Origin of the sequence: Virgibacillus flavescens (assembly GCF_050574275.1) — a bacterium.
In the GTDB taxonomy this organism is placed as follows: domain Bacteria; phylum Bacillota; class Bacilli; order Bacillales; family Amphibacillaceae; genus Virgibacillus_F; species Virgibacillus_F flavescens.
In genome coordinates this window covers 1,449,669-1,463,111 of sequence record NZ_CP192260.1, presented here as the reverse complement: position 1 = coordinate 1,463,111, position 13,443 = coordinate 1,449,669, and the positions used below count along the sequence as shown (strand labels likewise).

Here is a 13,443-nt window from a genome sequence, read left to right as displayed (position 1 = left end):
AAGGAGGTTGATTATGCTAAATCCAACGATTATTGTACGCGATAAGCAGGAATCGAACCAATTAGAAATTAAACGAATGGGCGTCTATAAACAAAGTAAAGTTATAGAAGCAACCGATGAACAGGACCAGACCTACTACTTGTTTTTTTACAAGGAACAGTTTTTAAACTATCTTATACCTGAGAAAACACCCACTCGTTCGCATGTGGTTGATTGTTTTACAAAAGGTATAACATTGGATCCTCCTCACCCACTGATTGTATCCATAGTATCCCCACATCCACACTTTAAGAAACATGAAGATGCCGATCTCTTTAAAAAAATTCAGAAACAATACTCACCTCAGGAAGCTGCTTTAATAGCTAAGTACTTTGAATCCTTCATAAAAAAAGATAAAATAGCTGACTTTATCGAAACGTTGTTCTATAAAGAACGCCGTGATGGAAAACTGCTTTCCTGTTATCGTATTTTAACGCTCCTTAAGGAAATCGCGCCAAATCATACCGTAGTTACTACCTTTTCAGGTGATATGGCATTTACCAAATACGCTGACTTATACAAGAACAGCGATATTAAAACCTTAGCAAGAGACGAAATCTTTGTTGAGAGAAAGCTATATTCCTCCAAGCACAATGAGCAGCCTTTTCAGAAACTGCTGGCTATTTATTTAGAACAGAATCGCTGGGTCGATGCGATTACGATCTATATCGATCAAGTAGTCCACACGCAAAAAGTCGAGGATTATCAATCACTTTTATCCATGGTGAATGACCATTTTGATGGAGAAGAACGGTTCTATTTCCTGAAGGATTTATACACGCGTGGCCTTCATATCAAACAATTGCATTCCGATTTACTAAACGCAAGCATTGAGAACGATAAACTGGAAGGCATTTTGACGTTACTAAACGAACAGGACCTTACACTCGAGCCGCTGCAATCACAGAAATTGCTTGATATGGTGAAACAGCACGGAATAGCTTCAGATTCTATATCACCAGAAGGATTGCAAAAGTTGATCCTTACTTTATCTAAATCAGAGGATCCACAAGTAGAAGATACGCTGAATCAAACTATTTCTTTACTAATGGACAACCATAATCTGACGTATATTCAGGAATGGGCAAAGCCATTGCGTAACGAGATTACGGAACCAACTTTCGCAAAGATTGACGAAATGGTTCAGATTACAGATGATCCTAATCAACAGCAGCGTCTTGGGGAGCTTTATCATGAATTCCATCAGCCTCGGTTAGCGATTGACTGCATGAGCTGGGACATGGAACTCCGCGAAAACGATCCAAAGCCTGTCCAATGGCTTGCAAAGCTTTATGACGAGCTTGGAATGAACGATGAACATAAAGCGTATCAGCAATTATATATAGATATGGTAAAACGTTCATAGTGATATAAGACATTTTACCCAAAAATCTTTTGTTTGCACTCTCATTTTCTGATAATATAAAGAGTAATCAAACAAATAAAAATTTTCGGGAGAATGCAGCTATGAAATATGATGATATTGATCGAAAAATTATTGAAGAGTTAATCGAGGACGGAAGATTGTCCTATGTAGAACTTGCAGAAAAAGTCGGATTTTCGCGCGTAGCAGTGAAAGACAGAATTGAAAACCTTAAAGAAACAGGCGTGATCGAGAATTTTACAGTTGTGATCAACTCAGAAAAATTCGGGAAAAACGTCTCTGCTTTCTTTGAAGTAGACGTCGAACCGAAGCAGCTGCAGGAAGTCGCACAAAATCTCGCAGATAATCCAAGCGTCGCAAGTGTGTATCAGATGACCGGTCCGAGCACGCTTCATATGCATGTGCTGGTAGAGGACTTTAAAATGCTTGAGGTATTCATAAATAACGAATTATACGCAGTCGAAGGAATAACACGCGTAGAAAGCTCCATACTCCTAAAACGGTTTAAAAGCCGGACAGGGTATAAGCTTTAAGATTTTAAGTTAGTTCAACGGAGTTCAACGGTACCTGGTACTTTCTCCAGTTTTTTCCAATTTGGTTTAGGAGCGTGAATTTCAGATGAGTATACACCATCATAATCATACACATATGACTATTCATGATATGAAATCGCATATGCATTATGGCTGGGACAAAGATATTGAGCCAATCGCAGAAGTAGATTCGGGTCAAACCGTCACTTATGATATTCTCGAATGCTCAGGTGGTCAATTTTCTCAAAAATCCACTTCCGCTGATTTGGTCGATCTTGATTTTGCGAAAGTTAATCCGGTTGCTGGTCCTATCTATGTTAAAGGTGCCAAGCCTGGAGATACGCTCGAAGTGGAAATGCTGAACTTTCGTCAGCTTGAATGGGGCTGGACAGGTATTATCCCTGGATTTGGACTCCTTGCAGATGAATTCAACGAACCTTTTTTGAAAACCTATGACTTATCCCGTTCCAACACGACAGAATTTCTACCGGGTATTGATTTGTTTATTAAGCCCTTCCCGGGAACGATTGGTGTTGCATTGCCGGAAGAAGGAAACTTTAGTGTAGTGCCACCGCGGAAAAATGGTGGAAATATGGATATTCGTCATCTGACACGGGGAACAAAATTGTATTTACCAGTTGGAGTAGACGGAGCATTATTTTCCATTGGCGACACGCATGCAGCACAGGGAGATGGCGAAGTATGCGGAACAGCTATCGAAGCATCGATGGAAACGACAGTCCGCTTCAAATTGCATAAAGGAAAGACCATCGCTGAGCCGCGCTATGAAATTCCCGGTCCACCAACACCGGAAGCAGACAGCAAAGGTTACTATGTTACGACAGGGCATGGTGAGAACCTTACCGAAGCCTCTAAGAATGCGATTCGCTATATGATTGAACATATCGTCGATACTTACGGGATGTCCGATCAGGAAGCTTACATGCTGTGCAGCGTCGCAGTCGACCTCCGCATCAGCGAAATCGTCGACATACCAAACATGCTCGTCTCCGCCTTCCTGCCCAACGCTATTTTTAAATAGCCAGGGCGGATAGAACGGCACCTGGTACTTTACCCATTTTTTTCCAATTTAAAAAGATAGCCTGTGAATTTAATCACAGACTATCTTTTTCTAATTTGTTTCGGTACCTGGTACATTCCCCATATTTTCCCTTTTTATTTGACTGATTTTCGTTCAACGAGTTCTGTTGCTAGCTTGTAATTGTGGTTCACTTTTTCACCTGATAGCATTTGGAAAATGAGATGCATGGATAATGCTCCAGCTTCATATTTAGGCTGTTTCATTGTTGTTAAAGAAGGTGTTACATACTCTGACAGTTGTATATCATCAAAACCAATAATAGAAATGTCATCCGGAACACGTATACCCTTCTCGTAAAATGCTTGCATGCCCCCTATTGCCATTTCATCATTCGCATAGAAAATCGCTTCTGGTATGTCACGCTGTGCAATCAGCATTTTCGTTGCTCTGTATCCACCTTCACGCGTAAAATCACCTGACAATCTCCATTTAGACTGATAGGTTAATCCGTTATCTTTTAACGCATTAGAAAACCCTTCAAATCGCAGTTCATTATCATGCGAGTTAAGCGGACCACTTATATAAGCAATTTGCTTATGGCCTTTCTTAATTAAATAATCTGTCGCAGTATAGCCACCTTGAAGATTGTCTACTTCAACATGAACGACATATTCATTTTTTAATTTACGATCGAGCACAACAAGTGGAAAGCCTTCTCTCGCCGACTCCAATGTAATTTCATCACTAATATTATGTGCTAGAATAATTACACCATCTACCCGTTTTTCTTTTAGAAATTTAACTGCGGTTGATTGCGGACCACCGATTGAACTGCAGGCGATCAGATCATATCCATTTGCTGTTGCAACGTCCTGCACACCCTTAATAAGCTCCGAATAATAAGGTCCAGACAAGTCACTCAAGATTAATGCGATTGTATTCGTTTTCGTTCGTTTTAAGTCAGATGCAAAACCATTCTTTTGATAGTTCAGCTCTTTAGCTGCCAACACGACTTTATCGCGCGTCGATTGACTGACCTTACCACTGTCATTTAATGCGTAGGAAGCTGTCGATATCGCCACACCTGCTAACTTTGCTACATCTTTTATCGTTGCCATGATTAACTTCCTCCATAAACTTCTTCAATACGTTTTTTACTTTGTCTGTCTTCAAATAGAACGATGCTTTTATAATAAAATGAATAGGTAGTTGATGTGAAACTGCGACGTAACCTACTTTACCGAGACAAACTTCAATGTGACAGCAACGAGATTTCCGCTGCTGACATTCGCGCACCTTAGGGTGGCTGGCGAGCCTCCCGCAGGAGTCGACTGCCAGCAGCGCCCTAAGGTGCGCATCCGCCCGGAGCGATCCTGGACGGCAGCTTTAGAACGTATTTAGATAATAAACCTAATGTTACGTCGCAATATATAGAAATAACACCAAACTTTACGAATACAGCCTTTACTTGATCCCGGACATCGTGAATCCTTCCACAATATATTTTTGAAAAAAGGAAAAGATAATCATGATTGGGATAACCATGAATGCTGCACCAGCCATTTGCAATGCAAAGTTATTCGCATATTGACCTTGAAGCAACGATAGTCCGACAGATAATGTATACAAACTCTCATCGTTTGCAATAATTAACGGCCATAGGAAGCTGTTCCATGCAGCAATAAAAGTTAATATTCCCTGTACAGCAAATATCGGTTTTGCGATCGGAATAATTAAGCGGAAAAAGATATAAAATTCTCCCGCTCCATCCAAGCGAGCCGCTTCTATTAAATCAGTTGGAATAGTTGTCATAAATTGCCTGAACAAAAAGATGCTGAACGCAACTGCTAAGCCTGGTAATACAATTCCTGTCATCGTGTTCGTAAGTCCCATTTCATTCAGTAATAAATAAACAGGAATCATCGTAACTTGACCAGGAATCATCATGGTTGCCAAAACAATATAGAATAGTTTCTCTCTGCCTCTAAATTCAAATTTCGCAAACCCATATCCCGCCATCGCGTTAAATAGTAATCCAATGAACGAGAAGAACACGATGATTAATGTATTCTTTAAGTATACAAGGAAATTTAACTCCGTAAATAATTTAATGAAATTATCTAACGTTGGATTCTCTGGAATCAACGTTGGTACAAGCTGTAACACTTCATTTTCAGGTTTAAAAGCACTGGAGATCATCCATAAGAAGGGAATCGAAACCAAGACTCCGCCCAGCACCATAATAGTTGTAACAATTCGCATTTCTGTTTTACTTTTTTTCATAGCTGTAGCCATTAGATTCACCCTTCCTTAATACTCTGTATCTGATTTTCGCGCTTTAAACTGAATTAACGTTACAATAATTATCATAATAAATAAGATAAATGAAGCAGCAGCGGCGTATCCGAACTCACTAAACTGAAAGCCTTCCTGGTAAATAAATAAGGCAACTGAAATAGTTCCGTCTAATGGGCCACCTTGTGTCATTACATAAGGCTCCTCGAAGAACTGCATCCATCCAATTAATGTTGTTACCGTTACAAAGAACGTTGCATATCGCAACAGCGGTAACGTTATATGAAACAGTGTTCTGATTCGGCTTGCACCATCCATTTCAGCAGCTTCATAATAAGATTTAGGAATTCCTTGCAGTGCTGCCAGGAAAATAATCATATTAATTCCTATACCTTTCCAAACTGCTAAAATAATTAATGATATTTTGGCAATCGTTGGCTCCTGCAGCCATGGTACTTCATCTATACTCACAAGCGATAGTACGTAGTTTATAAGTCCGTAATCCGTATTATATAAATACCCCCAAATTACAGCTACCGCAATAATATTGGTAATAGAAGGCATATAGTACACAGATCTAAAAAAAGAGAATAGCTTATTGCTGCCATAATTCAGCAATAACGCGATGCCTAATGAGAAGAAAATAACAAGAGGTACACCAATAATGACATAGAATGCAGTGTTATAGGCAGACTTTAAAAAAGTATCATCTTTAAAAAGCTCGATATAATTTTCCAAGCCAATAAAGCTAATATTTGACCAATCTGCTAACCCTTTTAGATTAAGATCTGTAAAACTAATTACAAATGCAATCATAATTGGGATTACACTAAATATCATCAGCAAAATTACTGCAGGCGCAATAAACATATACGGATGCTTGTTTTTAAATTTATTTTTAACGATATCCATCATTTTTAACCCACCTATCATTATTGCACATGATATATCTGAAAAGAAATATGGAGTATAAGCAACCGCTCATTGACTCCATATCAATTCATTCTTACCTATATACCAACAGCCTGTTTTAATTTTATTCTTCTTCCAATAGTTCCTGAGCTGTTTTATTAAATTGTTTCATTTCTTCCTCTAAATCCGCTCCACCTGCATTAATACGTTCAAGTGAACTCAACAGTTCTTGAGCAATTCGTTCGAACTCTTCTATTTGAATTCCTGCTTTTGCATCTTTCAATTGTTCACCAAACACTTTGTAGTTAGGATTATCTGTAAGTAACGGATCTTCCCATGCTTCCGTTCTTGCTGGTAGCGTATTGGAAATTTCCAACCATTCAATCTGTGTTTCCACTTCGTTCATATAAGAAATGAACTTTAATGCATTATCTACATTATCAGAGGAATTAAAGACCGTTAATACTGAACCACCCATGCTGGAAGTATTTGATTCCTTCTTAGGCATAACAGCTGTCGCCCATTTATCTTTAATTTCTGGAGCTTGATCATTAATAATATTAATCATCCAAGGACCGCTGAAAAACATAGGTTTTGAGCCATTGCTAAACGCTTGTACAATATCCCCACCCTGTTCCGTTTGGCTGTAACCCTTTTTGAAGAAGCTATGATAGTACTCCATCGCCTCAATGAATTCAGGGGAATCAAAATTCAAATCTTTGTTTTCTAAATCTGCTTCATATCCATTTTGCCAAGCAAAAATGAATGGTGTAATCTGATCGTTTTGATCGATGTCAAGTCCATATTGATCTTCGCCACGGTCTGCAAGCGTTGCAGCTGCTTCTTTTAACTCTTCCCATGTTTGAGGAGCCTTGTCATATCCAGCTTCTTTTAAAATATCTGTACGATAGTATAAAACACGTGTGTCAACGTACCATGGAATACCTACAACTTCTTCTCCGTTTTTCATAACTGCTTTTGAACCTTCAAAGTAATTCTCAGGAGCAAATTCTGGATATTCATCCATATACTCAGATAAATCCTTTAGTGCACCTGCCTCAGCAAATTCTGCAACCCACGTTGTACCTAGTTGAAGTACATCAGGACCATTCCCAGAAGCGACTGCCGTTAATAACTTATCGTGTGCATTACCCCAAGGGATAGCTTGTACTTCTACATTTAAACCTTCATTTTCTTCTTCAAATTTCTTAGTAAGTTCTTCAAGTTTCTTGCCTTCTTCACCCATCGCCCATACTTCAATTGTATCACTGCCGCCGCCTTCTGAACTGCCTTTGTCATCCGAACAAGCACTTAATACTGCAAATACAGCGAAAATCGAAAGTAAAAATAATATCTTAGTTTTCTTCAATGCAAAACACCCCTGTTAGTTTATTTAGTTACATCGCTATTGAAACGTTTCGATAATTTGATTATAATCAATCTTGTATCCGCTTTCAACTGTTTTCTTGAATTTTTTTATTTTTTATTTAATCAATACGAAGTAAAAGGCGTATTATCCTTTTATATCAAAGTAAAACAGTATTATAAAAAGTTTGACCATTGTTGAAATAAACTTTATAATCCCATTATACATTAATCGAAACGTTTCACTTATTTTGATATTACATTCGACATGGAGGCTTCGCAAATGAACACTACTACTATAGTATCTCTTATGAAACAAATGACGTTAGAAGAAAAAATTGGGCAGCTTATGCAGTTAGCTACCCCTTTTTATAAAGGATCTGCTGACAATGGACAAATTACTGGACCAATGGTCGGTATGGGGATTAACGATGCGGTTGTTCGCGACAGCGGATCTGTACTTGGAGCTTCTGGAGCAAAAGAAGTAATCAATATTCAAAAGGAACATTTAAAGGATAATCGTTTAGGAATTCCACTGTTAGTTATGTCCGATGTTGTTCATGGATATAAAACAATCTTTCCTGTTCCATTAGCAATTGGCTGTTCGTGGGATTTAGAACTAGCAGAGAAAAGTGCTGAAGTTGCGGCAAAAGAGGCAGCGGTATCAGGTGTCCACGTCACATTTGCACCAATGGTTGATTTAGTTCGCGACCCACGCTGGGGCAGAGTTATGGAATCGACCGGTGAGGATTCCTACTTAAACAGTCAATTTGCTGAAGCTCAGGTTCGAGGGTTTCAAGGGAGTGATTTATCAAATGACCATTTCCGCGTTGCATCTTGTGTGAAACACTTTGCAGCGTACGGCGCTCCAGAAGGCGGTCGTGATTATAATACGGTTAATATGTCTGAACGCGAACTTCGTGAAAGCTATCTTCCAGCATATAAAGCTGCGCTAAATGCAGGTTGTGAAATGGTAATGACTGCTTTTAATACAGTTGACGGCATTCCGGCAACAGGAAATAAACAACTGATGCGTGACCTGCTTCGCGACGAATGGAATTTTGACGGAGTTATTATTTCAGATTGGGGCGCTGTAAAAGAATTAATCCCTCACGGTGTTGCTGCTGATGAGAAAGAAGCCGCATTAAAAGCAATAAAAGCCGGCGTCGATATTGAAATGATGACTGCGTGTTATGTTAATAACTTAAAAGACTTAATCGAAAACGGAGATATCGAAGAAAGCATACTGAATGAAGCCGTAGTACGGATTTTACAACTAAAAGAAAAGCTTGGATTATTTGAAAATCCATATCGCGGAGCAAATGAGCAGCTTGAAAATGAAATCGTTATGAGTAAAGCACATCGAAAAGTTGCAAGAGACCTTGCGACTAAATCATCCGTTTTACTTAAAAATAAAGAAGTCCTTCCATTACAGAAAGATCAAAAGATAGCATTAATCGGTCCTTTTGCCACTAGCACTGACATTCTTGGTCAATGGTCATGGCTCGGTTCAAAAGAAGAAGCCACTACAATGGATGCTGGCTTAAAAATGAAAATGGATTCTTCAAACCTTTATATTTCCAAAGGCTGTGAAGTCGAAACGAGTAGTGAGGATCAGCTGCGTGAAGCACTTAACACGGCAAAAGATGCAGATGTTATTGTGTTAGCGTTAGGCGAAGATTCCGAAATGAGCGGTGAAGCTGGATCGCTGACAGATATTAAACTGCCACAAGCACAACTTGATCTGATCAGGAAAATGAAAGAGCTGAATAAACCAATTGTAACTGTACTATTTAATGGACGACCATTAGATTTACATGGTGTTCTAGAACATTCAGATGCGGTACTAGAAGCTTGGCAGCCAGGTACCGAAGGCGGAGCAGCAATCGCTGACTTATTATTCGGTGATGCAAACCCTTCCGGAAAACTCTCGATGTCATTCCCGGATTCAGTTGGACAGGTGCCTGTTTACTATAACAACCATAATACAGGTCGCCCACAAGGTGCTCCTGACGCACAGGAACGCTACGTTTCACAGTACCTGGACGCTCCAAATGAGGCACTATTTCCATTTGGATACGGGCTGAGCTATACAACGTTCAGCTACACGAACCTGAAGATCTCATCTGCAGAATTGACAGCTGATGAATCGATTACAGTGAGTGTAACGGTTAAGAATACTGGCAATATCGCTGGGGATGAAACTGTTCAGCTGTATATTCGTGACCTTGTCGGCGAAGTGGTTCGTCCATTAAAGGAACTGAAAGGCTTTAAAAAAGTTTCACTGCTCCCAGGTGAAGAAAAAGAAACTACATTTACCATTACAGAAGAACAATTACGCTATCACCATGCAGACCTTTCCTTTTCAAGTGACTCAGGTAAATTTGTTGCTTATATTGGATCGAACAGCAGAGATTTAGAAGCAGTTGCATTTGAATTAAAATAAACAGCCGAAGGAGAATACCGTATGTCTGAAGCAAAATTTACAATTAACGAAGACGATTTGCAATTCACCTTTTTATCCAGTGGTGATTTGTATGAAATCAGCCATAAACATACAATGATCAATCAAGTTCTGTCCAATCAAATTGACGGAGCATTAAATAACATCTACCTGCGCATTTTCGAATCAGGCGAGATAAAAGTTTATCCATTACTTGGAGTGAAATCCAGCAGCACCGTAACTACGCACGATTCCGGTATTATCTGGCAGGGGTCTGAATGTGGCGTGAAGTATGAAGTGAGATTCCGACTATCTTCAAAAGGTATCTGGTTCTGGGATGTTGAATTGAATGGTGAAAATACGAATGCTGACATTATTTACGGGCAGGATTTAGGTCTTGCGGATCGTGGAGCTGTTCGTTCCAATGAAGCATATATGTCGCAGTATATGGACCATACTATTTTTGAAGATAAACAGAAAGGTTATATTGTCTGCACGCGACAAAACCAGCCAATGAGTGACGGATATCTTTATATCCAGCAGGGGTCCCTCAGCAAAACAGCTAGTTATTCTACCGATGGCTTTCAATTTTTTGGGAAGTCCTTTAAAACCACGAATCAACCAGAAGTATTGACGAACGAATATCTGGCAAGCGAAGTCTATCAATATGAATTTGCATATACTGCCCTGCAGTCTGAAAGATTATCGCTTTCTGGTCACCACAGAGTTGTATTTTACGGACTGTTTAAAGCGGATCACCCCTCTGCTGTCACGTCACTTGAGTACGAAACAGACGTACAGGAGGCATGGACGGAAGTAAACAATCAACGCACCGAACCTGAACAGCAACTTGATAAGATTCGTACTTCTTCAGCAATTGGAGCAACCCTGCAAACCAAGGCGATGACAGAGGAAGAAATAAACGAATTTTTCCCAGACCGCCATCAGGAAGAATACGAGGATGAAACTCGCTTGTCCTTTTTCACAGATACGTATGAACATGTCATTTTAAAAGAAAAAGAACAACGTGTTGAACGTCCACATGGACATATTTTAATGAGCGGACAAAATGATAAATTGAAGGAAGACACCATTACGACTACTTCATTCATGTATGGGATATTCAATTCACAGCTGACAATCGGCAATACTTCAATGAATAAAATGCTGTCAAACGTACGAAACCCGTTAAACATTATGAAAACTTCTGGTCAAAGAATCTATGTCGAATTGGATAACACCTACCACCTGCTTACGATGCCATCGATGTTCGAGCTTGGATTTAATTATGCGCGCTGGTACTACAAAACTGATGACGACATGCTGATTATAACGAATTTCACAACTGTCGATACGCCATACGTGCAGCTGCAAGTAAAATCAGCTAGTGGTAAAGCATATAATTACGTGGTAACCAACCAGGTGACGATGAACAACAATGAATACGAACAGCCTTTCCAAATGAAGAAAGCAGGCAATACGTTGACGTTTACAGCAGATTCCGCTGCTGACAGCTCTGAAATTTATCCTGATTTATCCTATCGAATGCATGTAAAAGGAGCAGATATTCAACTAGCGGAAGAACATTTTTTAGCAGAAAATGCTCTCGATGAATCTTCCCTAGTGATTTTAAAAGTTTCCTCTTCCAGTGAATGGGTCATGGGAATAGAGGGGCTGCTAGATAGCGCGAATCGTTCATGGGAGAAGAAAGACTTTGCTAAAGAGACCGAACGTTATCGCTCATTTTTTAGCGATGTAATGAAAGGGTTTGAACTATCAAACCCTGCTGCACCAACTGAAGAACTTCAAAAAATGAACGCTACCGCATGGTGGTACACGCACAATATGCTTGTGCATTTTTCCGTGCCACGTGGATTAGAACAATATATTGGTGCTGCCTGGGGAACCCGTGATGTATGTCAGGGTCCAACTGAGTACTTTATGGCTACACATAACTATCAATCGGTAAAAGAAATTATTGAAAAAGTTTTCTCCCATCAATATGAGGATGCTGGCAACTGGCCACAATGGTTTATGTTTGATAAATATGGCTCTGTTCAACAAGCTGAAAGTCACGGCGATGTCATTGTTTGGCCATTAAAAGTTGTCGCTGACTACCTAGAAGCAACAAACGATTATGCTATTTTGGAGCAAAAAATTCCATATACGGAGCGCACAGGTTTCGGATTTACGGACAAAACTGATACACTCCTTGCGCATGTCAAAAAAGCAATCGACTATATAAAAGAGGAATTCATTCATGAGACATACCTATCCTCTTATGGGGACGGGGACTGGGATGATACGCTGCAGCCAGCTAACGCGCAGCTGAAGGAATTCATGGTTTCAAGCTGGACAGTCGCACTGACGTACCAGGTACTTAATAAACTGGCAAAAGCGCTGACTGCAGCAAGCATGCAAGAAGCAGATGCATTACACGATTTAGCAGCTGGTATTAAACGCGACTATAAGCGATATATCCATAATGCTGATGTACTTCCAGGCTTTGTCTATATGGAAAAGCCGGGTGAAGCAGAGTTTATGCTCTATCCGACAGACTCAAAAACCGGAATCAATTATCGGTTATTGCCAATGATGCGAGGTATAATTAGTGAGCTTTTAACAGCAGAAGATGCGAAAGTGCACGATGAAATAATTAAGACACACCTCTACTTCCCAGACGGCGTTCGTCTAATGGATCGCCCAGCAAAGTATACCGGTGGGGTAAGTACGCACTTTAAACGAGCAGAACAAGCTGCAAACTTCGGAAGAGAAATTGGACTGCAGTACGTGCATGCCAATATTCGATATGTGGAAGCAATGGCTAAGCTTGGTCAAAAAGATGAAGTGTGGCGCGGATTGGCTGTAATTAACCCGATTGGGATCAGAGACGTTGTGCCAAACGCAGAAATTCGTCAAAGCAATAGCTATTTCAGTAGTTCAGATGGGAAATTCAATACGCGATACGAAGCACAGGAAAACTTTGATAAATTAAGAGATGGTTCTGTTGCGGTTAAGGGTGGATGGCGTATTTATTCAAGTGGACCAGGGATTTATATGAATCAGTTAATCTCAAATTCGCTTGGAATTCGCCAGGAAGCTGGAAACCTGATTATCGATCCGGTATTACCTGCTAAATTAAATGGACTGCAGTTTAAATTTACATTTATGAATCATCAAGTGACTTTCATTTATCACTTGAATCATGACGATAAGCATGTAGTTGTGAACGGTAAGAGCGTAGAAACCAACTACGTTTCGAATCCTTATCGGGACGGCGGCTTTATAGTTGAGCGCGCTAGTCTGGATAAGCTGCTAACCCCAAACGAAAATAAAATAGAAATCTATTTATAAGATATGTAAAGGTACCTGGTACTTTCTCCAGTTTTTTCCAAATTAGTGGTACCTGGTACTTCCCTGATTCTTCCAA

9 protein-coding genes are annotated in these 13,443 nt (G+C 39.8%); 5 read left to right on the top strand and 4 right to left on the bottom strand.

Annotated features, from left to right (window positions below; all coding sequences use genetic code 11):
* Nucleotides 1–13: 13 nt before the first annotated feature.
* From VBD025_RS06965 to VBD025_RS06955, 3 genes are all read left to right on the top strand, one after another.
* Nucleotides 14–1,405 (top strand): hypothetical protein, encoded by a 1,392-nt coding sequence (locus VBD025_RS06965; protein WP_430790626.1) that lies wholly within the window; start codon nt 14–16, stop codon nt 1,403–1,405.
* A gap of 101 nt (nt 1,406–1,506) precedes the next feature.
* A complete protein-coding gene (locus VBD025_RS06960; protein ID WP_430790624.1) occupies nt 1,507–1,956 on the top strand; it encodes an Lrp/AsnC family transcriptional regulator in 450 nt (149 codons plus the stop codon).
* A gap of 85 nt (nt 1,957–2,041) precedes the next feature.
* The gene (locus VBD025_RS06955; RefSeq protein ID WP_430790622.1) at nt 2,042–2,998 is read left to right on the top strand and encodes an acetamidase/formamidase family protein; all 957 of its coding nucleotides are present in this window, start codon (nt 2,042–2,044) and stop codon (nt 2,996–2,998) included.
* 134 nt (nt 2,999–3,132) lie between these two features.
* Here VBD025_RS06955 and VBD025_RS06950 read toward each other — a convergent pair whose 3' ends face one another.
* The 4 genes from VBD025_RS06950 to VBD025_RS06935 all read right to left on the bottom strand — a co-directional run bounded on the left by VBD025_RS06950 (nt 3,133) and on the right by VBD025_RS06935 (nt 7,574).
* Nucleotides 3,133–4,116 carry a LacI family DNA-binding transcriptional regulator gene (locus VBD025_RS06950; protein ID WP_430790620.1) on the bottom strand — a complete coding sequence of 328 codons (984 nt, stop codon included), beginning with the start codon at nt 4,114–4,116 and terminating at the stop codon, nt 3,133–3,135.
* 346 nt (nt 4,117–4,462) lie between these two features.
* On the bottom strand, nt 4,463–5,260 hold the full coding sequence (locus VBD025_RS06945) for a carbohydrate ABC transporter permease (protein ID WP_430791300.1): 798 nt from the start codon (nt 5,258–5,260) through the stop codon (nt 4,463–4,465).
* Nucleotides 5,261–5,308: 48 nt separating this feature from the next.
* Complete coding sequence (locus tag VBD025_RS06940; RefSeq protein ID WP_430790618.1) at nt 5,309–6,208, bottom strand: carbohydrate ABC transporter permease; 900 nt, start codon at nt 6,206–6,208, stop codon at nt 5,309–5,311.
* Nucleotides 6,209–6,329: 121 nt separating this feature from the next.
* Entirely contained in the window at nt 6,330–7,574 is a 1,245-nt protein-coding gene (locus tag VBD025_RS06935; protein ID WP_430790616.1) for a sugar ABC transporter substrate-binding protein, read from the bottom strand.
* A gap of 279 nt (nt 7,575–7,853) precedes the next feature.
* Here VBD025_RS06935 and VBD025_RS06930 point away from each other — a divergent pair, with 279 nt between their 5' ends.
* Together VBD025_RS06930 and VBD025_RS06925 are read left to right on the top strand one after the other, a co-directional pair.
* On the top strand, nt 7,854–10,016 hold the full coding sequence (locus VBD025_RS06930; protein WP_430790614.1) for a glycoside hydrolase family 3 N-terminal domain-containing protein: 2,163 nt from the start codon (nt 7,854–7,856) through the stop codon (nt 10,014–10,016).
* Nucleotides 10,017–10,037: 21 nt separating this feature from the next.
* Entirely contained in the window at nt 10,038–13,367 is a 3,330-nt protein-coding gene (locus tag VBD025_RS06925; RefSeq protein WP_430790612.1) for a GH36-type glycosyl hydrolase domain-containing protein, read from the top strand.
* Nucleotides 13,368–13,443 lie beyond the last annotated feature (76 nt).

What these genes read in the sequence shown, in the direction of transcription:
- VBD025_RS06965 (WP_430790626.1), top strand. Translation starts at nt 14, where the DNA reads ATGCTAAATCCAACGATTATTGTACGCGATAAGCAGGAATCGAACCAA.
- VBD025_RS06960 (WP_430790624.1), top strand. Translation starts at nt 1,507, where the DNA reads ATGAAATATGATGATATTGATCGAAAAATTATTGAAGAGTTAATCGAG.
- VBD025_RS06955 (WP_430790622.1), top strand. Translation starts at nt 2,042, where the DNA reads ATGAGTATACACCATCATAATCATACACATATGACTATTCATGATATG.
- VBD025_RS06950 (WP_430790620.1), bottom strand. Translation starts at nt 4,116, where the DNA reads ATGGCAACGATAAAAGATGTAGCAAAGTTAGCAGGTGTGGCGATATCG.
- VBD025_RS06945 (WP_430791300.1), bottom strand. Translation starts at nt 5,260, where the DNA reads ATGCGAATTGTTACAACTATTATGGTGCTGGGCGGAGTCTTGGTTTCG.
- VBD025_RS06940 (WP_430790618.1), bottom strand. Translation starts at nt 6,208, where the DNA reads ATGATGGATATCGTTAAAAATAAATTTAAAAACAAGCATCCGTATATG.
- VBD025_RS06930 (WP_430790614.1), top strand. Translation starts at nt 7,854, where the DNA reads ATGAACACTACTACTATAGTATCTCTTATGAAACAAATGACGTTAGAA.
- VBD025_RS06925 (WP_430790612.1), top strand. Translation starts at nt 10,038, where the DNA reads ATGTCTGAAGCAAAATTTACAATTAACGAAGACGATTTGCAATTCACC.